22 protein-coding genes and 2 pseudogenes are annotated in these 20,769 nt (G+C 69.8%); 13 read left to right on the forward strand and 11 right to left on the reverse strand.

From position 1 onward, the window contains the following. Positions 1-68: 68 nt before the first annotated feature. Positions 69-920, reverse strand: a pseudogene (locus ACFQUZ_RS15790) (DMT family transporter); the annotation flags it as partial. 68 nt (positions 921-988) lie between these two features. Here ACFQUZ_RS15790 and ACFQUZ_RS15795 point away from each other — a divergent pair. Then, complete coding sequence (locus ACFQUZ_RS15795) at positions 989-1,603, forward strand: TetR/AcrR family transcriptional regulator (RefSeq protein ID WP_377442720.1); 615 nt, start codon at positions 989-991, stop codon at positions 1,601-1,603. A 15-nt stretch (positions 1,604-1,618) separates the two neighbouring features. Here the strand turns inward: ACFQUZ_RS15795 and ACFQUZ_RS15800 are convergent, their stop codons facing one another. Further along, positions 1,619-1,993, reverse strand: coding sequence for an ArsR/SmtB family transcription factor (locus tag ACFQUZ_RS15800; protein ID WP_377442722.1), 375 nt, complete (start codon positions 1,991-1,993; stop codon positions 1,619-1,621). A 143-nt stretch (positions 1,994-2,136) separates the two neighbouring features. Here ACFQUZ_RS15800 and ACFQUZ_RS15805 point away from each other — a divergent pair, with 143 nt between their 5' ends. The 3 genes from ACFQUZ_RS15805 to ACFQUZ_RS15815 all read left to right on the forward strand — a co-directional run bounded on the left by ACFQUZ_RS15805 (position 2,137) and on the right by ACFQUZ_RS15815 (position 4,332). Next, a complete protein-coding gene (locus ACFQUZ_RS15805) occupies positions 2,137-2,463 on the forward strand; it encodes an ArsR/SmtB family transcription factor (RefSeq protein ID WP_377442724.1) in 327 nt (108 codons plus the stop codon). Next, positions 2,464-2,961: a GNAT family N-acetyltransferase gene (locus tag ACFQUZ_RS15810; RefSeq protein WP_377442726.1), complete on the forward strand. Its 498-nt coding sequence runs from the start codon at positions 2,464-2,466 to the stop codon at positions 2,959-2,961. Positions 2,962-3,033: 72 nt separating this feature from the next. Then, positions 3,034-4,332: an MFS transporter gene (locus ACFQUZ_RS15815; RefSeq protein WP_377442728.1), complete on the forward strand. Its 1,299-nt coding sequence runs from the start codon at positions 3,034-3,036 to the stop codon at positions 4,330-4,332. A 38-nt stretch (positions 4,333-4,370) separates the two neighbouring features. On the opposite strand, the gene ACFQUZ_RS15820 is transcribed toward ACFQUZ_RS15815, so the two are convergent. Both ACFQUZ_RS15820 and ACFQUZ_RS15825 read right to left on the reverse strand, forming a co-directional pair. Then, a complete protein-coding gene (locus ACFQUZ_RS15820) occupies positions 4,371-5,336 on the reverse strand; it encodes a GNAT family N-acetyltransferase (protein WP_377442730.1) in 966 nt (321 codons plus the stop codon). A gap of 50 nt (positions 5,337-5,386) precedes the next feature. Beyond that, the gene (locus ACFQUZ_RS15825) at positions 5,387-5,803 is read right to left on the reverse strand and encodes a hypothetical protein (protein ID WP_377442732.1); all 417 of its coding nucleotides are present in this window, start codon (positions 5,801-5,803) and stop codon (positions 5,387-5,389) included. Between the two features lie 145 nt (positions 5,804-5,948). Between ACFQUZ_RS15825 and ACFQUZ_RS15830 the strand changes: the two genes are divergently transcribed. Next, the gene (locus ACFQUZ_RS15830) at positions 5,949-6,482 is read left to right on the forward strand and encodes a hypothetical protein (protein ID WP_377442734.1); all 534 of its coding nucleotides are present in this window, start codon (positions 5,949-5,951) and stop codon (positions 6,480-6,482) included. Positions 6,483-6,584: 102 nt separating this feature from the next. On the opposite strand, the gene prfH is transcribed toward ACFQUZ_RS15830, so the two are convergent. Together prfH and ACFQUZ_RS15840 are read right to left on the reverse strand one after the other, a co-directional pair. After that, complete coding sequence (gene prfH, locus ACFQUZ_RS15835) at positions 6,585-7,211, reverse strand: peptide chain release factor H (protein ID WP_377442736.1); 627 nt, start codon at positions 7,209-7,211, stop codon at positions 6,585-6,587. Next, positions 7,208-8,258 (reverse strand): annotated as a pseudogene (locus ACFQUZ_RS15840) (RNA ligase RtcB family protein). The gene prfH and the pseudogene ACFQUZ_RS15840 overlap by 4 nt, the downstream one beginning before the upstream one ends. Positions 8,259-8,637: 379 nt before the next feature. Here ACFQUZ_RS15840 and ACFQUZ_RS15845 point away from each other — a divergent pair. The 7 genes from ACFQUZ_RS15845 (at position 8,638) to ACFQUZ_RS15875 (ending at position 14,692) form a co-directional block, all read left to right on the forward strand. Continuing rightward, positions 8,638-8,922 carry a hypothetical protein gene (locus ACFQUZ_RS15845; RefSeq protein ID WP_377442738.1) on the forward strand — a complete coding sequence of 95 codons (285 nt, stop codon included), beginning with the start codon at positions 8,638-8,640 and terminating at the stop codon, positions 8,920-8,922. Between the two features lie 26 nt (positions 8,923-8,948). Beyond that, a complete protein-coding gene (locus ACFQUZ_RS15850; RefSeq protein WP_377442740.1) occupies positions 8,949-9,263 on the forward strand; it encodes a hypothetical protein in 315 nt (104 codons plus the stop codon). Between the two features lie 157 nt (positions 9,264-9,420). Further along, a complete protein-coding gene (locus tag ACFQUZ_RS15855; protein WP_377442742.1) occupies positions 9,421-9,930 on the forward strand; it encodes a hypothetical protein in 510 nt (169 codons plus the stop codon). Between the two features lie 135 nt (positions 9,931-10,065). Continuing rightward, positions 10,066-10,482: a Fur family transcriptional regulator gene (locus tag ACFQUZ_RS15860; RefSeq protein ID WP_377442775.1), complete on the forward strand. Its 417-nt coding sequence runs from the start codon at positions 10,066-10,068 to the stop codon at positions 10,480-10,482. A 122-nt stretch (positions 10,483-10,604) separates the two neighbouring features. After that, positions 10,605-12,827, forward strand: a complete 2,223-nt coding sequence (gene katG, locus ACFQUZ_RS15865; protein ID WP_377442744.1) for a catalase/peroxidase HPI — start codon at positions 10,605-10,607, stop codon at positions 12,825-12,827. 91 nt (positions 12,828-12,918) lie between these two features. After that, entirely contained in the window at positions 12,919-14,019 is a 1,101-nt protein-coding gene (locus tag ACFQUZ_RS15870; RefSeq protein ID WP_377442777.1) for a DNA glycosylase AlkZ-like family protein, read from the forward strand. A gap of 40 nt (positions 14,020-14,059) precedes the next feature. Then, a complete protein-coding gene (locus ACFQUZ_RS15875; RefSeq protein WP_377442746.1) occupies positions 14,060-14,692 on the forward strand; it encodes a M23 family metallopeptidase in 633 nt (210 codons plus the stop codon). A gap of 59 nt (positions 14,693-14,751) precedes the next feature. Here the strand turns inward: ACFQUZ_RS15875 and thpD are convergent, their stop codons facing one another. The 5 genes from thpD to ACFQUZ_RS15900 all read right to left on the reverse strand — a co-directional run bounded on the left by thpD (position 14,752) and on the right by ACFQUZ_RS15900 (position 19,785). Beyond that, positions 14,752-15,657 carry an ectoine hydroxylase gene (gene thpD, locus ACFQUZ_RS15880; RefSeq protein ID WP_377442748.1) on the reverse strand — a complete coding sequence of 302 codons (906 nt, stop codon included), beginning with the start codon at positions 15,655-15,657 and terminating at the stop codon, positions 14,752-14,754. After that, positions 15,654-16,067 carry an ectoine synthase gene (locus ACFQUZ_RS15885; RefSeq protein WP_377442750.1) on the reverse strand — a complete coding sequence of 138 codons (414 nt, stop codon included), beginning with the start codon at positions 16,065-16,067 and terminating at the stop codon, positions 15,654-15,656. The genes thpD and ACFQUZ_RS15885 overlap by 4 nt, the downstream gene beginning before the upstream one ends. Before the next feature lie 25 nt (positions 16,068-16,092). After that, entirely contained in the window at positions 16,093-17,337 is a 1,245-nt protein-coding gene (gene ectB, locus ACFQUZ_RS15890; protein WP_377442752.1) for a diaminobutyrate--2-oxoglutarate transaminase, read from the reverse strand. A 34-nt stretch (positions 17,338-17,371) separates the two neighbouring features. Further along, a complete protein-coding gene (gene ectA, locus ACFQUZ_RS15895; RefSeq protein WP_377442754.1) occupies positions 17,372-17,920 on the reverse strand; it encodes a diaminobutyrate acetyltransferase in 549 nt (182 codons plus the stop codon). 176 nt (positions 17,921-18,096) lie between these two features. Continuing rightward, on the reverse strand, positions 18,097-19,785 hold the full coding sequence (locus ACFQUZ_RS15900; RefSeq protein WP_377442756.1) for a glycoside hydrolase family 10 protein: 1,689 nt from the start codon (positions 19,783-19,785) through the stop codon (positions 18,097-18,099). 51 nt (positions 19,786-19,836) lie between these two features. Between ACFQUZ_RS15900 and pdxY the strand changes: the two genes are divergently transcribed. Continuing rightward, positions 19,837-20,688, forward strand: coding sequence for a pyridoxal kinase PdxY (pdxY, locus tag ACFQUZ_RS15905; RefSeq protein ID WP_377442758.1), 852 nt, complete (start codon positions 19,837-19,839; stop codon positions 20,686-20,688). Positions 20,689-20,769 lie beyond the last annotated feature (81 nt).

Here is a 20,769-nt window from a genome sequence, read left to right on the forward strand (position 1 = left end):
GCCGGTGCGTTCAGACCGGACGTCGATGAGCTGGGGCCAGGGCGGCCACCGGCGCGAAGCACCAGCGCTACGGCGGCGGCGCATACCGCCGCGCCCAGGTAGGCGTTCGCGGCGGGCAGCTGACCGAACATCGCGGCCGCCCAGACGGCGGTGCAGGGCGGGGTGAGGTAGAGCAGCGCGCTGACCCGGGTGGGACCGCTGCGGCGCAGCACGAGGAAGTAGAGCCCGTACCCGCCGAACGTGGATAGCGCCACCACCCACAGCACGGCGGCCCAGAACCCAGGGGTCACGGGTGGTGCCAGACGGCCGGTGGCGGCGGTTTCCAGCACGAGCACGGCGGCGACCGCCACCGTCTGTACCGTGAGCGACTCGGGCAGCCGGTCCCGCAACTGCCACCTGCGTTCGAGGACCGACCCCACCGACAGGCCCAGCATGCCGGCCATCGGAAGGGCGAAGGCCCACCATGGCGCGCCCCCCGTGCCGATGTCGCCGATCACCACGATTCCGACCCCTACCACGCCGACGAACAGGCCGCCGGACTGGCGGCGGGTGACGACCTCGCCGATCAGTGGTCGGGCCAGGACGGCCACCGCGAGCGGCTGCATCGCGGCGATGAGCGCCGCTGTGCCGACAGGCACGCCCAACCCCACGCCCGTGACGACTCCACCGAGGTAGAGCCCCTGGCACAGGAGCCCGAGGAGAACCTGCCGCGGTGCCTCCCGGCGGCTCGGTACCCGTCGTCGCCAACTCAGCCAGCCGATCATCAGGATCGCGGCGCAGAGGTACCGCCAGACCAGGAGGGTATCGGCGGGGGCGGCGCGGGTGCCGAGTTCGGCACCGATGAAGCCGGAACTCCACATGATCACCAAGCCTGCGGCCGGAAGCAGGGACGCGTGGGGGCCAGCTGGGTTGATGCGCATCCGACCAGGTAACCATACCGGTCGGTATACTGGCAGTGAACCCAGCCGGTGAAGGGATGGTGGTCACGGTGGGTCGGCGTATCGGGCGGGAGACCCGGTCGGGGGTGGAGTCGGTGCTCACCCCCGCCGGGGAACGCATCCTCGAGGCGGCGTCGGAGCTGTTCTACACCCGTGGGATCGGGGCCGTCGGCGTGGAACTGATAGCGGAACGGGCCGGGACGACGAAGAAGACGCTGTATGACGTCTTCGGAGCCAAGGCGACACTGGTGGCGACATATCTCGCTCGCCGCTCGTCACGGTGGCGCGAGTTCGTCCTGACGCGGATCGGGGACGCGGCACCCGAGGACCGGGTCCATGCGGTGTTCGACGCCGCAGGCGAGTGGCACCGGGAGAATCCCCGGGGATGTGCCTTCGTCAACGCGTACGCGGAACTGGACGAGGGGCATCCGGCGATGGCGGTCATCCGGGACGAGAAGCGGTGGATGGCCGATCTTTTCCGCGAACTGTGCACGGACGACCATCGCGGGACCGGCGGCGCGGCGGTGGCCGGCGCGGTTCACCTGCTCTACGAGGGGGCCCTGGTCCTCCAGTCGGCCGGCGGCGAGGCCGACGCGATGCGGCGGGCGCGGGAGTCCGCAGCGCGGATCTGCGGCGTCTCGTCCTCCTCGGAGGGGCCCGCGTAGGTGACCGCGCCCGTGCTACGCCCGGTCCGGCGCCACCGACAACAGGGCGGCGAGCTGGCGCAGGATGCCCGGGCGGGCCCGGTAGTAGACCCAGGTTCCCCGTCGTTCGGCGCTCACCAGCCCCGCTTCACGGAGCGTCCTCAGGTGGTGCGAGATCGTCGGCCCGGTCAGGTCGAACATCGGCGTCAGGTCGCAGACGCAGATCTCCCCACCGTCGGCCGAGGCGATCATCGACATGAGGCGCAGCCGTACCGGATCACCGAGTGCTTTGAAGGCGGGCGCCAGCGCAGCGGCCGTCTCGGCGGGAACACGGCTTTGCGCCAGCGGCGGACAGCAGGGTGTGTCGGTGTCGAGGTCGAGGACGGGAAGGGCGGCCGGTGGCTGTGACATGGGTCTAGGTTGACATCCATCTAATCAACATGCAACTGTTTGATTAGACGAGAATCTAATCTGACGGAAGGGGTGCCGATGTCCGGCACTGACGGCTACGATTCGATCGTCAATCGGCGATAGGCGATAGATTGGCGGTAGAGGTGAAGGATCTGCTCGACCGGGCCACGGCGCGGACCTACGCGTCCTGTTTCCGGGCCCTGGCTGACCCGACGCGCGTGCAGATCGTGGAATACCTGGCCCGGCACGGCCGTCCGATGAGCGTCGGCGAGATCGTCGAGGCCGTCGGTCTCGCCCAGTCCACCGTCTCGCAGCACCTGAAGATCCTCACAGAGGTGCGGTTCGTGCTCGTCGAACCGTCCGGGACCGCCCGCCACTACCGGATCAACGACACCTGCCTCAGGTGGTTTCCATCGGCGGCCGACGTCGTCATGGGTCGTCCCGCTCCGACACCGACCGCGGGCTGTTGAATGTCCGATATCACGGTGCGGCCGATGGCCGCCACCGACGCGGACCGGGTCCTGGAGATCTACCAGATGGGCCTCGACGGAGGCCAGGCCAGTTTCGAAACCACCGCACCGACCTGGGCCGCGTTCGACACCGGGAGGTTGCCGGACCATCGGTTCGTCGCCGTCGACGACACCGATCGGCGACTCGGCTGGGTCGCCGTGGCGCCGATCTCCACCCGGGCCGTGTACGCCGGCGTTGTCGAGCACTCCGTGTACGTCGATCCAGGTGACCAGGGGCGCGGAGTGGGACGACTCCTGCTGCAAGCGCTCGTCGCGTCCACGGAAGCGGCCGGGATCTGGACCATCCAGTCCGGAATCTTCCCGGAGAACGCCGCCAGCCTCGCGCTACACCGGCGGGCCGGGTTCCGCGACGTCGGCGTACGCGAGCGGATCGGCCGCCACCACGGCCGCTGGCGCGACGTCGTCCTGCTGGAACGACGCAGCCCCGCCATCGCCTGACGGGCCGCTCGCCGCACTCAGCGGCGCCATGCGCGCCATTGATTCAACAATTCTCTAGATAGAGGGAACCGAATGCCCACCGACCGTCCCGTTGCCGCCGGCATCGGTGGTGGTCACCGGCACGCTCGCCGCGGCTGGCGGATCGTCGCGGCGCTCGCGGTCACCCAGACCGTCGGCTACGGCACCCTCTACTACTCCTTCGCGGTGCTCTTGCAGCCGATGACGGTGGACCTGCGCGCCTCGGCCACCGAGATCACTGGAGCGTTCACGGCGGCCATCCTCACCTGGGCGGTGATGGCCGCACCGGTCGGCCGGTGGCTCGACCGGCACGGCGGTCGGGCCCTGATGACCTGCGGCTCGCTGCTCGGCACGGGTCTGCTCGCCGCCTGGTCGCAGGTTCGCACCACCGCCCAGCTCTACGCCGTGTTCGTCGGCATTGGGATCGCCATGGCGATGGCGCTTTACGAGCCGGCGACCGCGGTGCTGGTCTCCTGGTTCGACCCCGACCGCCGGCCGCGGGCGCTGCTCGGAATGATCGTCGTCGCCGGGTTCGCCAGCACCATCTTCCTGCCACTGACCGGTCAGCTCGTCGACCGGTACGGATGGCGCACCGCACTTGTCATCCTGGCCGGCGTGCACGGTGTGGTCACCGTGCCGCTACACGCGGTCTTCGTCCGTAGGCAGCCGACGATGACCCGGACCACGACGTCCGACGGCAACCGGACAGGCCGCCTACCGGTGGCGGGGGCCGTGCTGCGGGACGGCCGGTTCTGGTTGCTCGCCGCCGCCTTCGTCGCCCACAGCGCGGCGATGAGCACCATGACCGTCCACCTTGTGGGCTTCCTCGCCAGCCGAGGGCATTCGGCAACCTTCGCCGCCACCATCGCCGGCCTCCTCGGCGTCTTCTCGGTGACCGGTCGACTGTTGCTGGCCGCGGGACACCGCCGGATCCGCATGGTGGCCCTCGTCGCCGGAATCTTCGCCGTCCAGGCGACCGCCGCCGGATTCCTGCCGCTGCTCGCCAGGAGCCGGGTCGGCGCCATCATCGGCGTGGTCACGTTCGGGCTCGGCTTCGGCGTGGCCAGCCTCGCGGCGCCAGTGCTGCTCGCCGACCGGTACGGCACCGCCGGCTATGCCACCATCGCCGGCATTCTCGCCACCCCGGTCACCGTGGCCAGAGCCGGCGCGCCCTTCGCCGCCGCCGCGTTGCTCACCACGCTCGACGCTTACCCGCCCGTCCTCGCCGCCATCGCCGCCGCCTGCGGCGTCGCCGCGGCCGGCATTCTGGCCCGTGCCCGACACCCGAGCCTGTTGTCAGCCGTGCGGACGGTGCCGGTCGTGGCGGCGCGACGCGGCGGCGGATCGGATTGACGGACGGCGAACTCCGCCGGGCGGCACAGGTCCCGGACTCAGTAGCCGACGACCCGGTGCAGGCGCAGGAACGTCTCGGTGAAGCCCAGCGCCGGCCAGGCCCGCGAGGACAGCAGGTTGGTCACCCGCCAGTCGGTCACCACGCTGTCGAATCCTTCGTCGACCGACCAGCCGATCACGGCCTCGCCCAGGGCCCGGCCGGCGCCGGCGCCCCGGGCGCCCGGGAAGACGGCGGCGAACCCGAGGAACCCGGCGTGGTCCGGACGGGCCAGGCTGACGTTGATGGAGGACTTCTCCACCGCGCATCCGATGGCCGAACCGACAACCTTGCCGTCCCGCTCGGCCACGAACGTCGCATACGCCGGGTCGTCGATGTCTTCCGTCCACTCGGCAATGCTCTCCTCAACCGTCCCCATCCGGCCCGCGGAGAAGGTGGGGGACAGGCCATGGTGCAGCGGCAGCTCAATATCGAGCCGGGCGAGCGCCGGGATGTCGGACCGGTCGGCCCGACGGACCAGCACGCCGGTCTTCCGGCCGCCCGCCGGACGGCTCGCCGGGCGGATGGCGTGCGCGTGCTGCTGCCCGAAACCGAGCCGGAACCAGGCGTGCAGCAGATCCTTATCGTGCGCCGGGACGATGACGTAATGCGCCGTACGCCCCTCGTCGACCCAGCGGGCGGCGGCCAGGCGGTAGAGGTCGCGCATCACCTCGGCGTCGGTCACCGCCTGCCCGGCCGCGTCGACCCAGACATTCGGACCCCACATGGCCGCGGCCTTCGGCGAGCCGAGCACGAAACCGACCGGGGTGGCACCGCGGAACGCGACCGCACCGGACGCCTCCGGTGCCTGCCACGCGGCGGTCAGCTCCGCTACGGCGGCCTCGGCGTCCGCGTACCGGGCCGACAGCAGCGGCTGGGCTTCCCGGTGCCGGCGGTGCCGGTCCGCCAGCAACGCTCCGCACCAAGGCAGGTCGGCGGACTCGAACGGCCGCACCGTCAACGACATGACGGCGACGGTACGCGGAGGCGGCGCTACCGGCAGCCGCTTTTCCGTCGTCAGGTCGTCGGACGGTCCGGCGCCAGGCGGAGGATGATTCGATCACCGCTGCCGCGCCCGTACTTCTGGTCGAAGACGCGGCGGACCGACGCCGCCGGGGCGCGGTCGTCCTCAGCCGGCTCGACCAGCGCGAACACGTCCGCCGACGATCCCCGCGTACGCAGCGGCAGGTGGGCCCGGACGGTGAGCGGCCGGGTCAGCCGGAGCGCCTGGCAGTCGATGTAGTGCTGGTCGTCGACCGAGACGTACGGCACCCGCACCTCGACGACATCGGAATCACCGTGCCGCAGCGTCACCGCGGTCGACCAGTACTGGTCCAGGGTCAGCGTGGCCTGTTCGTGCTGCCACAACTCCTCGAACCGGGCGTGCACGAACCCACCCCACGGGCTGTCGATGTCCACCTCCAACTGCGGCACGTTGAACGAGAGCTTCCCGATGGGGAAGAACGAGATCAGGGCCTGTCCGTCCCACTGGTAGAGCTGGATCGACGGCGACGCGTCGTAGACGCGGGTGTAGGCGTTGCCGCAGGTGTGACTCCAACGACTCGCGGAAGGTGGCGAGGTGGCGCAGGTTGGCCCGGATCTGTCGCGGCACGTCCACCCGCTGTCGCTCCAACTCCTCGGAGCGTTGCTGGGCCGCCGTGCAGTCGGGGTCGAGCAGGAGCAGTTGTACCTCGGCACCCTTTGTCAACGCGTCCCGGACCGCCCGCAGGGTTTCCTCCCGGTGGCGCTGCTCCAGCAGGATCGTCCAGGTGTCGAGGATCCGGACCCGCCGGGTGGTGTGGTGCAGCCGGCCGACGAAACCCTGCTGGTCGAAGCTCAGGTGCTCGGTCACCCGCGCCTTGCGCGCCTCCTCGAAGAGCGGGTCGAAGATGACGTACGAGATCGCGACGAGGAAGACGCTCGCTCCCAGGTTGAGCAGGAGGTCGCTGAGGAATCCGGTGCTGCGCCACGCTGCCGTGAGAATGCCGATGGCGGCCAGCAATACCGCCCCGCCGATCCGGATGGCTCGCCAGCGCTGCCGAAGGAAACGTCCCACCACGCCCCGTTCGCTCGTGAGGCGACCATCGTCGCCGCCAGTAGCTCGCGGAGGTGACGATACGTTGCCCGCTTTGCCGGGCGCTGTCCCCTTCAAGACCGGGCCGCGCAGACCGGGCCGCGCCGACCGGCCGCCGCCGCGACCTGGTGGTGAGATCCGTCAGCCCGGCCGTTCGACCCGGACGGGATTCCCGCGTACGAGTTCCTCGTGGATGTGCCAGCGGGCAGCCGTGATGGCACGGTCGGCCGCCCGGTCGTCGGCGTTGAGACGTCGTCGCAGCAGATCCATGGCGAGGCGGCGGTTCTGGCTGAACTGCCGCTCCGCGTCGACCACGACGACGATTCCGGTCGGCCGGTGCGTGGCCCGCACAGCCGTGCTGGCCTTGTTCCGGTGCTGCCCGCCGGGGCCACCGGTGCGGACGGCCACGACCTCGACGTCCGCCTCCGCGAACGGCGTGTGCGGGGTGTCCACCCGGCACGGTCGGGCGACGACGTACCAGTTCTTGCGGCCGGGGCTCGACCGGTAGGGACTGGGCGCCTGCCAGCACAGGGTGCCGGTCCACGAGTCGACGAACGGGCCGGCGTCGGTGCCGGAGATGCGGACCAGGACCGAGCGGTACATGCCGGGCCGGTCGCCGGGCACGGACTGGACCCGGTGGACCACCAGACCATGCCGGGCAGCATCGGCCTCCATGCGGCGCAGCAACTGCCTGACCGCCCACGCACACTCCCGCGGACCGCGGCCGGCGGAGACCAGCAGGTGCGGGTCGCGGCGCGCCTCGGTCACGACCGGCTCCGGGCACGCCGGTGATCAGGGCGGTCCCGTCGCTCGTCGGTCCGGCCACCGCCCGTGGGCTGGTCGAGCGTCTTGTAGGTGACCAGCGGGACCGTCGTGGCGACGGGAGTGGCCAGGCCGTGACCGGTGAGGTCGCCGATCACCTGCTCGATCCGCTTGTACGCCGTGGGCGCCTCCTCGAACAGCAGCTGACGGTCGCCACAGACGACGAACGATCCGACTGGCGTCCGACGCAGTTCCTCGGCCGTGTGCTTGGCCTTTCCCCGGCGCAGCGCGTCGGCGCGGGACATCTTGCGACCGGCGCCGTGCGCGACGGAGTGGTTGGCCTCCGGCCCGGCGTGGGCCGCCACCAGATACGAGCGGGTGCCCCGGGGTGCCGGCGACGAGGACGTCCCGCCCGTCACCCGGTGCGGCGCCCTTGCGGTGCAGATATGTTCCGTCGCGGCGCTCGACCAGGTTGTGGCACTCGTCCACGATCGGCTCGGCGAAACGCGCGCCCAGGGCGTGCAGCACCCGGGCGGCGAGCAGTCGGCGGTTGAGTGACCCCCAGCGTACGGCGTCGTCGTGTCTGGCCAGGTAGCCGGCGGGATCGGGGGCGGGGCCCGCGCCGTGTTGTTCGGTGTGGTCGCGCAGGGTCCGTTCGCCGAGACCGCGGGAACCGCTGTGCACGATGAGTACCACGTCGCCGGTGGCGAGTCCGAGCCGGGCCGCGTGCTCCGGGTGGAGTGCGGTCTCGATCCGGGCCAGCTCCACGAAGTGGTTGCCGCGGCCCACCGTTCCCAGGCCGTCGAGGTGACCCGCGGGGATGTCGGTGTCGAGGACGGCCCAGGCCGGATCGCCGGCGTCCCGGTCGGGATGCAGCGGCCGGTCGAGGTCGGGGAACCGGCGGGCCAGCCGTTCGGGTACGACCCGCTTGAGGTCCACCGGGAACACGGCGATTCCGCAGCCGATGTCGGACCCCACGAGGTACGGGTACAGCACGGTCGACGTCATCGCGGCGCCGATCGGGGCACCCTTGCCGGGGTGCAGGTCCGGCATTGCGGCGACATGGACCATGCCGTCGAGGGCGGCGACCTGGCGGCACTGTTCGACGGCGTCGGACTCGATCCAGCTGCGGTCGGAGGCGAACAGGGTGACGGTGGCGGGCCCGGGGGTCGCGATCGACCGCGGGCGCTGCAGGTGGTGGGACAAGACGCTCTCTTCGTAAGTGACGGTGCGGACGGACGGCTCGGCGGCCGAGGGGCGCGCGTCGGCGCCGTAAGCGGCTCGGGTGCGAGTTGGTGCCCGTCAGTACGTCATGCCGCTGATCATCACGGACCGCTCCGGTCGGGGCAAACGATTTCCGCTGGGCGAATCGTCGGTGCGTCGATGGGCGCCGTTCGGGGCCACCCGTTATACGAGGCGTTATACTTCGAGGGTGGAGGACCTGTATCAGTGGCCCGTCGGCCGTCCGGCTGATCTGCGAGACGGGCTTACTCCGCGAGATGTGGCCGAGGCGCTGTATGCGCCGGTGACCATGCGGATGTCGAACAGGGTCCCACCGACAACGCCAACGTTCATGGCGGTGTGTGCCCCGACTGAACGGCAACGGCTGATCATCGTCGTGTGCACCCGGACGGAAGTCGATGAAACATGGACGATCCGGGGAGCTCGGGAGGCCGACATGAAAGAACGCGCGATGTGGAGGAAGTACACGACATGAGTAAGCAACGCGGTCGGTTGGCGGGAATGGCGGCTGATGAGGCTGCGGAGTACGCCATGGAACACGACATGGGAGAGTCATTCGAGCAGGCTGAGGTCGTTCGGGAGCGGCGGCCGGCCAAGATGGTCACGGCGATACGAATTGACCTGGATGTCCAGGCGGAGATAGAGGATGCCGCGGCTGCCCGTGGCATCGGCGCGTCCACGTTGATGCGGCAGATCATCGAGGAGTGGGTGGCGGCGCACCGCGGTTCACCGGCGCCCGATCAGATCGGCGAGCTGGTGCGTCATCTTGACGCCGCGCGCCGTGCTGCGGCCAAACTGGGCCGACCGGCCGCCTGAACGCCGGCGTGGGCGGCGAGACGTGCGTGGTCTCGAGCGGATGGGTGGGACATGGATCCGCCGCGGTTGTGAAGGCGCGGAGAAGGTTCGGTGCGAGCCTTGTGTGATTCGCTCTTCACGGTGCTTGCCGTCAGGGCCACTCGCTTAGCGTGCTCACATGGATGTCGAGAGGCGTCTGCGGCGGATCCGTCTCTGGCTGTGGATCGTGGTAATCGGCCTGTTCCTGAGTGGGGTGACCGCCTTCCCGCTCGAGATCGAGGTGCGCTGGCTGTCGCGGGCGGTCGACCCGCTCGCCGACCAGTTCCCGGCGCTGGTCGGCTGGATCGACCGGGTCCACCTCGGGCTGGTCGAGACCGGAGATCGTTATCCGTTCCTGCGCTACGGAACCGACTGGCTCGCGTTCGCCCACCTGGTGCTCGCGGTGGCGTTCTGGGGACCGCTGTGCGACCCGGTGCGCAACGTTTGGGTGGTTCAGCTCGGCATGATCGCCTGTGTCGGGATCGTCCCGGTGGCAGTGGTCTGCGGGCCGCTGCGGGAGATCCCGTGGTTCTGGACGGTGGTGGACCTGTCCTTCGCAGTCGGTGCGTTTCCTCCGCTGTGGTTCGCCTACCGGCATATCCGGGCGGTCGAGGAGGCGCGCCGGCCGTTCCCTAACCGGCGATCTTGATGTTATGGCTCCGACAAAACAGTAGAAAAGGTGTGAAACGGCAGCCTTGAGTGCAAGATCGCGCGGGTTAACTTGATTCGTTCCAGGAAATGGGCAAGACTTCGCGGCGTGCCAACGTCGTCGGAGTTCGAGCGGATGCTGCGCGGGGCGGCCCTGCGCGTGACGCGTCCTCGGCTGGCGGTGCTGTCCGCGGTGCACCACCACCCGCACGCCGACACCGACTCGATCATCGGGGTGGTGCGACAGGATCTCGGTGAGGTGTCCCGGCAGGCCGTCTACGACGTGCTGAGCGCCCTGACCAACGCCGGTCTGGTGCGCCGCTTCGAGCCGAGTGGCTCGGTCGCGCGGTACGAGGCCCGGGTCGGCGACAACCACCACCACGTGGTCTGCCGGACGTGCGGCGCCATCAGCGACGTCGACTGTGCGATCGGCGATGCTCCGTGCCTGACGGCAGCCCACGACGCGGGCTACGACATCGACGAGGCCGAGGTCATCTACTGGGGCAGGTGCCCCGGATGTGTCGCGGCGACCGCCTCCGGGTCCGGCGGCTGACAGGGCAGACACCGCGCCGCGCCGGCGGACCAGGAAGCCTGGCGAGGACCGCGTCCTCGGTCAACCACCGTCACGAGCAACCAGCCAAGAGAACGAGACAGCAGGACAGGAGAAGCAGCGACGTGTCTGAGCGTGCCAGCGAAAGCGTGACCGAGCAGGGCGGCAGCGAAAGCGAAAACCCGGCGATCCCGGCTCCCACCCCCAGGACCGACAAGCCCCGGACCAACCAGGACTGGTGGCCCAACCAGCTGGATCTCCAGGTTCTCCACCAGCACTCGGCCAAGTCCAACCCGCTGAGCGGGGACTTCGACTACGCGGCGGAGTTCAAGTCCCTCGACCTTGAGGCCCTGAAGCGGGACATCATCGAGGTGATGACCACCTCGCAGGACTGGTGGCCGGCCGACCACGGCCACTACGGGCCGCTGTTCATCCGGATGAGCTGGCACGCCGCGGGCACGTACCGGATCACCGACGGGCGGGGCGGCGGCGGCTCGGGCGCCCAGCGCTTCGCCCCGCTCAACAGCTGGCCCGACAACGCGAACCTCGACAAGGCCCGGCGGCTGCTCTGGCCGATCAAGCAGAAGTACGGCCAGAAGATCTCCTGGGCCGACCTGCTGGTCTTCACCGGAAACGTCGCCCTGGAGTCGATGGGCTTCAAGACGTTCGGCTTCGGCTTCGGCCGGGAGGACATCTGGGAGCCAGAGGAGATCTTCTGGGGGCCGGAGGACACCTGGCTGGGCGACGAGCGCTACAGCGGCGACCGGGAACTCTCCACCCAGCTCGGGGCCGTGCAGATGGGTCTGATCTACGTGAACCCGGAGGGCCCGAACGGCGAGCCCGACCCGCTCAAGGCTGCCCGCGACATCCGGGACACGTTCGGCCGGATGGCGATGAACGACGAGGAGACCGTCGCGCTCATCGCTGGTGGCCACAGCTTCGGCAAGACCCACGGAGCGGCCTCCGCCGAGTACGTTGGACCCGAGCCCGAGGCCGCGTCGATCGAGGAACAGGGCCTCGGCTGGAAGAACACGTACGGCACCGGCAAGGGCGCCGACGCGATCACCAGCGGCCTCGAGGTCACCTGGACATCCACGCCCACCCGGTGGTCCCACCAGTTCTTCGAGAACCTGTTCAACTACGAGTGGGAGCTGACCAAGAGCCCCGCCGGGGCCTGGCAGTGGCAGCCGAAGGACGGCGCCGGAGCCGGCGTCATCCCCGGGCCGCAGGACCCGTCGGACACCCGCCCGCCGCGGATGCTCACCACCGACCTGGCGCTGCGGGTCGACCCGGCCTACGAGCGGATCTCGCGCCGGTTCCTGGCGGACCCGGAGGCGTTCGCGCTGGCCTTCGCCAAGGCCTGGTACAAGCTGTTGCACCGGGACATGGGACCGGTGTCGCGCTACCTCGGCCCGTGGGTCCCGGAGCCGCAGCTGTGGCAGGACCCGGTGCCGGCCGTGGACCACGAACTCGTCAGTGCTGACGACATCGCCGCGCTCAAGGTCCGGATCCTGGAGTCCGGGCTGTCCGTCTCCCAACTGGTCCGCACCGCTTGGGCCGCGGCCAGCAGCTTCCGCGGCACCGACAAGCGGGGCGGCGCCAACGGGGCCCGCATCCGGCTCGAGCCGCAGCGGAACTGGGAGGTCAACGAGCCGGCCGAGCTGGCGAAGGTGCTGCCGGTCCTGGAGGGGATCCAGCGGGACTTCAACGACGCCCAGTCCGGCGGGACCCGGATCTCGCTGGCCGACGTGATCGTCCTGGGCGGCTGCGCCGCCGTCGAGCGGGCCGCGAAGGACGCCGGCGTCGACATCGCGGTGCCGTTCTCGCCGGGCCGCACCGACGCCACTCAGGAGCAGACCGACGTCGAGTCGTTCGCGGTGCTCGAGCCGACGGCCGACGGGTTCCGCAACTACATCCGCCCGGGGGAGAAGCTGCCGCCGGAGGTCCGGTTCCTGGACAAGGCGTACATGCTGAGCCTGACCGCTCCCGAGACCACCGCGCTTGTCGGCGGCCTGCGGGCGCTGGACGCGGGCGTCGGGTCGGCCCGGCACGGGGTCTTCACCGACCGACCCGGGACGCTGACCAACGACTTCTTCGTCAACCTGCTCGACATGCGCACCGAGTGGGTGGCGTCCGCCGCCGCGGAGAACGTGTTCGAGGGCCGGGACCGGGCGACCGGTGAGGTCCGCTTCACCGCCACCGCCGTCGACCTGGTCTTCGGCGCGAACTCCCAGTTCCGGGCCCTCGCCGAGGTCTACGCCTCCGCCGACGCCAAGGAGAAGTTCGTCCGGGACTTCGTGGCCGCCTGGGACAAGGTCATGAACCTGGACCGGTTCGACCTGGTCTGAGCGCCTACGAGGAGGGGCACCTGTCGACGCCATGCGGTGACAGGTGCCCCTCCTCGTCCGAGAAGACCGTTATCGTGGCCGCGTGGCGGGGATGCTCACATTCAGTCGTGATCAATGGCTCAACTACCGGTGGCAGCGGCACGGCCTGGGCGGCGAACTGGACGACGATCGGCTTGACGACCTCCTCGCGCTCGGCGTGCAGGACGGCCGGCAGGCCGGCGCCGCGCTGTCGCTGCGGCAACGAGCGGCCAGCGCCGTGCTGTCGCCGCGGCAACCACCGACCGGTGACGCCGCCCGGGAGTGGATCGGCCCGGACGGACCGTTTGTCAGCCTCTGGACCGTACGCGGGGCACCGCACGTCCATCGGGTGACGCACCTGGACTTCATCCGGGACGCGCTGGCACCGGACCCGGCCGACGAGGGCGGCGCCGGATACGTGGCGGCGGTGGACGAGGTGGCAACCGCGCTGCGGGCGACGGTCCGGGGCGCGACGTCGAAGGCCGACGCGAGCAGTGCGGTCGCCGGCCAGGTCTCCGGGTCGCTGGTGGCCTGGTGCGACCGGTGCCAGGCCCGGCATGTGCCGGACGGGCTGTTCCGCGCCGCCGGTCTGCGGGCGCAGGTGGTGCTCGGCCCCGAGCAGCGGGCCACCATGCTCCACCCCAAGCCCCGGCAGCGCCAGCGAAGGGTGGCACACCCCCGGTTGGCGCTGCTGCGGGCCTACCTGCGGGTGAATGGCCCGACCACCCGGACGCTGTTCCGGGACTGGCTCGGTGGCGTCGCGGCCACTGCCGCGACCTGGTCCGAGCTGGCGGATCGGATGGTCAAGGCGCGGGTCGAGCAGAAGCGTGCCGAGCTGCCCGAGGAACTGGTCGAGGAGGTACGGACGGCGCCGAGGGCCACCGGCGTTGTTCTCGTCCCGCCGAACGACCCCTACCTGCGCCAGGTCGACCGGACACTGCTCGTGCCGGACAGCAAGCGGCGCCAGGAGGTCTGGCGGGCACTGTCCGGGCCGGGTGCGCTGCTGGTCGACGGCGAGGTGGCCGGGACCTGGCGGTACCGCGGCAGCGAACGGACGCTGACGATCAACGCGTTCAGCGACCTGACGCCGGCACGGCGGCGCTCGGCCGAGCGGAACGCCGGCCTGGTGGCCGAGGTGAGCGGTGGCGGACCGCCGAGGGTCGACTGGTCCTGAACGCGGCTCACCTCTGGCGCGGTTCTGTCACGATCAAGGGGTGAGAATCGGCGTCCCGTCCGGGCTTCGTGGCCGGCGCGTGCGGGTGATCCTTCTTCTCGGCGCGGTCGCGGTGCTGCTCACCGTCGCGGTGATCGTCGTCGTGCCGATGCTGCGACCACCCGGGCCGCGTCCGCCGTTCCAGCTCCCGGTCGCCTGCGGTGAGACGTGGCGGTTGGCCACCTACCCCGGACACGACGACTACGACGTCGACCTCTTCCCGACCCAGGGGGAGGCGTGGGGACGACCGGTGCTCGCGTCGGCCGCCGGCCGGGTGGTCGAGGCCGGTGTCAACGGTGAGCTGGGCGGGCGTACCCCGGAGAATCCCAACGGTCCGCGGGGCCGGGGCGGCGGGTACTGGGTGGTGATCGATCACGGTGACAGGTGGCAGACGCAGTACCTGCACCTGCTCGAACCACCCCTGGTCCGCGTCGGCGACCGGGTCACCCGGGGCGAGCAGGTCGGCAAGATCGGCAGCACGGGCAACTCCGGCGCCCCGCACCTGCACTACGAGCAGCACCGGGGCCGGCAGAAGGTGGAGGCCCACTTCGACGGTGCGCCGTCCGGCATCACCACCGACGACACCGAATACTCCGTGACCCGGACCAGCAACAACTGCCTACCCGCGCGCTGACCGCCGGAAGCCGGGTGACGGACCCGCAGGGTCTGCCACCCGGCTAACGTTCGTCGGACTCAGACCGCCGTGAAGTCGCGGCTGGCGATGAAGGACGGCCGACGCTGGGGCGCGGCGAACGGCTCCACCGGTGTGTTCTCGACGCTGTTGAACACCACGAAGATGTTCGACCGTGGGTACGGCGTGATGTTGCCGTTCGAACCGTGCATGCAGTTGCAGTCGAACATCACCGCCGATCCGGCCGGGCCGGTGAACTGTTCGATGCCGTGCTTACCCGCCAGCAGCTTCAGGCTGTCCTGGTCGGGCGTGCCGACCTCCTGCTCCTTCAGCGACTGCTTGTAGTGCTCCGCCGGCGTCTCACCCACGCACGACACGAAGGTCCGGTGCGACCCCGGCATGATCATCAGGCAGCCGTTCTGCGGGTAGTTCTCGGTCAGCGCGATGGAGATGCTTACCGCCCGCATCGCCGGCATGCCGTCCTCGGCGTGCCACGTCTCGAAATCGGAGTGCCAGTAGAAGGAACCGCCGCCGAAGCCGGGCTTGTAGTTGATGCGGCTCTGGTGTACGTACACGTCCGAGCCGAGGATCTGCCGGGCGCGGTCGACAAGCCGTGGGTCGGCGACCAGCTTGCCGACCAGGTCGCTGATCTTGTGCACCTCGAATATCGACCGAACCTCGTTGGAGCTCTTCTCCACCACGGTGCGCTCGTCGGCCCGGACCTTCTCGTCACTGGCCAACCGCTCCAGCTCGGCGGTGAAGGTGGCCACCTCGTCGGGGGTGAGCAGCTCGTCGATGGTCAGGAAGCCGTTGCGGTCGTAGCCGGCGAGGGTGGCCTCGTCGATCGGCCCGGACGCGCCGGTGGTGTGCACCACCGGATCACGCCGATAGATCAGGCGCGGCGTGCGGCGCTTACGGGTCGGGTACTCGTCTGGCACGGTCGTGGGCGGGGTCACGGTCGATGTCACGCGGATACCTCCTGAGCGGTGTCGTCCTCGACGATCAGCGGGTAGACGCCGTTCTCGTCATGTACCTCCCGGCCCGTACAGGGTGGGTTGAACACGCAGATGGTGCGCACGTCGGTGATGGCGTGCAGGACGTGGTGCTCATGTCCGTCGAGCAGATACATGGTGCCCGGGGAGATGGCGTGCTTCTCCCCGGTTTCGGAGTTGGTCAGCTCGCCCTTGCCCTCGACGCACAGCACCGCCTCGACGTGGTTGGCGTACCACATGCGCGTGGTGGTGCCGGCGTACAGCACGGTCTCGTGCAACGAGAAGCCGACCTTCTCCTTGGCCAGTACCAGTCGCTTGCTACGCCAGGTGGGCGCCTCGACATCGCGTTCGGTACCGGTGATCTCATCCAGCGATCGGACAATCATGATGGTTCCTCCAGCGGCAGGGTGCTCAGAGGGCAGTGACGGCATCCGCGAGGATCGACAGGCCCTCGGTCAGCTCGTCGTGCGTAATGGTCAGGGCCGGCATCACCTTGACGACCTCGCTGTCGGTGCCCGCGGTCTCGATCAACAGACCACGTTCGAAGGCGGCCGTGGCGACCTTCGCGGCGGCCGACGGGTCGTGGAACTCCAGGCCCCAGGCCAGGCCACGACCCCGTACCTCCGCACCCAGTTCGGGATGCGCGGTGGCGATGGCGGTCAGTGCCTCCCGCACCACATCACCCTTCGCCTCGGTCCGGGTCTGCAACTGGTCGTCGGACCAGAACAGCTCCAGGGCCCGGGTGGCGGTGACGAATGCCGGATTGTTGCCGCGGAAGGTGCCGTTGTGCTCGCCCGGCTCCCACACGTCGAGTTCCGGACGGAACAGGGTGAGCGCCAGGGGCAGACCGTACCCGCCGATCGACTTCGACAGGCAGACGATGTCGGGGCGGATGCCGGCCACCTCGAAGCTGAAGAAGGGTCCGGTGCGACCGCAACCCATCTGAATGTCATCGACGATCAACAACATGTCCCGGCGTTGGCACAGCTCAGCAAGGCCACGCAACCACTCGGGTCGGGCGACGTTGATGCCGCCCTCACCCTGGACCGTCTCGACGATGACCGCCGCCGGTTTGTTCAGCCCGCTGCCACTGTCGTCGAGCAATCGCTCGAACCACAGGAAGTCGGGCACCTTGCCGTCCAGGAAGTTGTCGAACGGCATCGGGGTGGCGTGCACCAGAGGGATCCCGGCGCCGCCCCGCTTCATCGAGTTGCCGGTCACCGACAGCGATCCCAGCGTCATACCGTGGAACGCGTTGGTGAAGCTGACGATCGACTCGCGACCGGTGACCTTGCGGGCCAGCTTCAGGGCCGACTCCACGGCGTTGGTACCGGTTGGCCCCGGAAACTGGATCTTGTAGTCCAGCCCGCGAGGGGTCAGGATCCGGTCCCGCAACGCGGTTAGCAACTCGCGTTTCGCCGCCGTGTGCATGTCCAGGCCGTGGGTCATCCCGTCACGCGACAGGTAGGCCAGCAGGGCCTTTTTCAGTTCAGGATTGTTGTGGCCGTAATTGAGTGCGCCCGCGCCGGCGAAGAAGTCGAGATAGGCGCGACCGTTCTCATCGAATACCTGACTTCCGACCGCCCGGTCGAACACCACGGGCCAGGAACGACAGTAGCTTCGGACTTCGGACTCTAGTTCGGCGAAGAGATTCATCATCCTCCGGGGCAGGGGGATCAGGTGCCTTGCGTCAACGCGGTAGCGGGCCGATTCGGTAGAGCACCTCCTCAAGGTGAGCGCTACCGCCGAAATGCTTCTCGGTAAAAAGGGGTTGAGTGGTAAGCGCAGCGTCCCTGTTTCGGGCGAAACCCTCGAACAAACGGCTGGAAGGCATGTTGTCGGGCGTGACCGTGGCCTCCACATAGGCCACGGGTTGGCGCTGCGCAACCTGGTTGACCAGCGCGTCCAACGCGCGCCCGGCCAGCCCGCGCCGCTGCTGGGTGGCATCGACCGCCACCTGCCAGACAAACAATGTGTCCGGCGCCGCAGGGCGCAGATACCCGGTGACGAATGCGACCACCGAGTCGTTCAGGCAGCCGACCACCGTAGTGTCCGCAAAATCGCGACACCAGAGCAGATAGCTGTACCGTGAGTTGACGTCAAGCGTTCCAGAATCGGACGCCAGGCGCCATAGGTGCACGCCCTCGTCGAGACGAGGGGTACGGAAAGTGACAGCAGCGTTGCTGTGTGACGAGTCGCCAAGCGACTTGTCACACTTTTCCTCGGGATGGCGTGTCACGATCTTGTACGCTAGCCGCCGAGTCGGTACGGCTCAAGTTTGCGAAATGTTATCGAGGGCCGATTCCCAATAGTGCCAACGCATTCCGGGACACTATGGCAAAGTCCACACCGGTAAGTGTGGCGGTCGATTGGCCGATCCGGTACGTTGCCGCGAACCAGCGGGGCCGGGCGCCGTCACCCGACGCTGCTGGGCTCGCCGGCGCCGCTCTCGTTGCCGTCGCGATCCAGGGCCGTCACGCAGAACGTGTACCGGCGACCGGCGGCGGTCGGGTCCGTCCAGCGCTGGACCGGATCAGTCGTCGCGCGCACGGTGGCGACCAGCACCGGATCGCCGGCGGGGCTGCCGCCCGGAAGAAGCTCGCCGGCCGGGCCGCGGCCAGGGCGATCGCCGCTCGGATCGCCTGCGGCCTCGTCGACCCGGTAGACGGCGTACCCGGTCGGGGCCCGACCGGCGGGCGCGCGCCACTCCAGCCGTACCTGGTCGCCGGCCCGGGCGGCCGTGGTGTCGGACGGCGCACCGGGTGGCGCGGCCCGCAGCCGGGACGCGGTCGGCACCAGCGCCGGGGTGGCGTAGTGGGCGTCCCGGTACCGGGCCACCGCGCCCAGCCGGTCGGCGCGTACCTGTTTGGCGCTGTAGTGGACGCTGCCGTCGACGTTGAAGCGGGAATTGAGGGCGAGCTGACGGTCCAACTCGGCCGGGTCGCTCCACGCGCCCCGCTCGCCGACCCGGTAGTCCGCCTGCCCGATGTACAGGTGCACCCCCGTGCCCTCGACGGTCTTCGCCCACCACGGCAACAGTGTGGCGTAGTCGGCCTTGGCGAAACCGATGTGCCAGTAGAGCTGCGGCACGATGTAGTCCACCCACCGTTCCCGTACCCACTTGCGGGTGTCGGCGTAGATGGCGTCGTAGCTCTGCAGGCCGCTGGTGGCCGACCCGGACGGGTCGGTGGTGCTGTTGCGCCAGATGCCGAACGGGCTGATGCCGAAGCGCACCCACGGCTTGGTCGCCCTGATCCGTTCGGACATCTCCCGCACGAAGGTGTCGACGTTGTTCCGTCGCCACTGGGCCCTGTCGATGCCGTTGCCGTGTCGGGCGTACGAGGTCGCGTCGGGGAAGTCGGCACCGGCCGGGTACGGGTAGAAGAAGTCGTCGAAGTGCACCCCGTCGACGTCGTACCGGCGCACCGCGTCGAGGATCGAGTCCTCGACGAACCGGCGCGCCTCCGGGATGCCGGGGTCGTAGTAGAGCCGGGCGGACTTCGCCTTCGGCGGGTGGGTGACCGCCCAGTCCCGGTGCGTACGCAACGGATGGTCGGGGGCGAGCTTCGCGATGTCGGCGCCGGCCCCGCCGACGGTGGCGGGCTGGCTCGCCCGGTACGGGTTGAACCAGGCGTGGAACTCGAGGTTGCGGGCGTGGGTTTCGGCGACCATCCAGGCCAGCGGATCCCATCCCGGGTCACGCCCGTCGCGCCGCCCGGTCAGCCACTCGGACCACGGCGCGTACTCCGATGGCCACAAGGCGTCGCCGCTGGGCCGCACATGCACGAACACCGCGTTGTGCCGCTGCCGCTGGGCGAGGTCGAGCCAGCCGAGATACTCGGCCTTGACCTGATCGACCGGCAGACCGGGCCGGCTCGGCCAGTCGATGTTGTTGACCGTCGTGAGCCACATGCCGCGAAGCTGCCGGGGCGCGGCGATCGGCCGTCCGGCGCAGGTGGGGGAGCCCGCGGCCGCGCCGCCGCCGCCGGATCCCGGCCGTGGCCCGTCCTCCGGGGCGCCGAGTCGCAGCAGTGCGACGCCCGTCGGCACGGTCACCACCACGATCAGTGCGATCACGAGCCCGAACAGCAGCCGACGATTCACCCGCGCGAGGTTACCGTGTCGCCCTGTGTCGGGAGGTGCCACCATGGGCCCGTGAAGATCCTGTCGATCCAGTCCTCGGTCGCCTACGGTCACGTCGGGAACTCCGCCGCCGTCTTCCCACTCCAGCGGCTGGGGCACGAGGTCTGGCCGGTGCTGACGGTGCATTTCTCCAACCACACCGGGTACGGCGCCTGGCGCGGTCCGCTGCTGAGCCCGAACGACGTCACCGAGGTGATCGCGGGCATCGAGGACCGTGGCGTCCTGGGCGAGGTCGACGCGGTGCTCTCGGGCTATCAGGGCGACCCCGCGATGGGGGCGGTGATCCTCGGCGCGGTGGAGAAGGTGAAGGCGGCCAACCCGGCGGCCGTCTACTGCTGCGATCCCGTGATGGGCGACCGGGGTCGCGGCATGTTCGTCAAGCCGGGCATCCCCGAGTACCTGCGCGACCAGGTGGTGCCGCGCGCCGACATCGTCACGCCGAACCACTTCGAGCTGGACTTCCTCTCCGGCCGGACGACGACGTCGCTGCCCGAGCTGCTGGCGGCCGTCGACGTCGTACGCGACCTGGGACCGCGGCACGTGCTGGTGACCAGTGTGCTGCACAGTGGTGTTCCGGAGGACTCACTGGAGGTTGTCGCCGTGTCCGACGAGGGCGCTTGGGCGGTCACCACGCCGTTGCTGCCGATCAGCCCGAACGGCGGCGGCGACGTCACAGCCGCGCTGTATCTGGCGCACCTGGCGACCACCGGCTCGCCGGAGACCGCCCTGGAGCGCACCACCTCAGCGATCTTCGCCGTCTTCGAGGCGACCGTCGCGGCCGGCACCCGGGAACTCCAATTGATCGCCGCGCAGGCTGCGATCGCCGACCCGACCTCGAGTTTCTCCGCCCGGCGGTTGCGCTGACAGCGCCGGCCGGGCGGGGCGACGAGCAGTAGGTCGCCCCGACTTCGTCGGGCGGTAGTTGCCCGGGTGATGGGGTCCCTA

This window comes from Plantactinospora sp. GCM10030261 (genome assembly GCF_042666615.1).
Taxonomy (GTDB): domain Bacteria; phylum Actinomycetota; class Actinomycetes; order Mycobacteriales; family Micromonosporaceae; genus KBS50.

Excerpts from the sequence above, each read along its gene's own strand:
- ACFQUZ_RS15800 (WP_377442722.1), bottom strand. The coding sequence starts at position 1,993 with ATGTCACAGCCACCGGCCGCCCTTCCCGTCCTCGACCTCGACACCGAC.
- ACFQUZ_RS15810 (WP_377442726.1), top strand. The coding sequence starts at position 2,464 with ATGTCCGATATCACGGTGCGGCCGATGGCCGCCACCGACGCGGACCGG.
- ACFQUZ_RS15815 (WP_377442728.1), top strand. The coding sequence starts at position 3,034 with ATGCCCACCGACCGTCCCGTTGCCGCCGGCATCGGTGGTGGTCACCGG.
- ACFQUZ_RS15820 (WP_377442730.1), bottom strand. The coding sequence starts at position 5,336 with ATGTCGTTGACGGTGCGGCCGTTCGAGTCCGCCGACCTGCCTTGGTGC.
- ACFQUZ_RS15850 (WP_377442740.1), top strand. The coding sequence starts at position 8,949 with ATGGCGGCTGATGAGGCTGCGGAGTACGCCATGGAACACGACATGGGA.
- ACFQUZ_RS15855 (WP_377442742.1), top strand. The coding sequence starts at position 9,421 with ATGGATGTCGAGAGGCGTCTGCGGCGGATCCGTCTCTGGCTGTGGATC.
- ACFQUZ_RS15860 (WP_377442775.1), top strand. The coding sequence starts at position 10,066 with ATGCTGCGCGGGGCGGCCCTGCGCGTGACGCGTCCTCGGCTGGCGGTG.
- ACFQUZ_RS15870 (WP_377442777.1), top strand. The coding sequence starts at position 12,919 with ATGCTCACATTCAGTCGTGATCAATGGCTCAACTACCGGTGGCAGCGG.
- ACFQUZ_RS15885 (WP_377442750.1), bottom strand. The coding sequence starts at position 16,067 with ATGATTGTCCGATCGCTGGATGAGATCACCGGTACCGAACGCGATGTC.
- ectB (WP_377442752.1), bottom strand. The coding sequence starts at position 17,337 with ATGAATCTCTTCGCCGAACTAGAGTCCGAAGTCCGAAGCTACTGTCGT.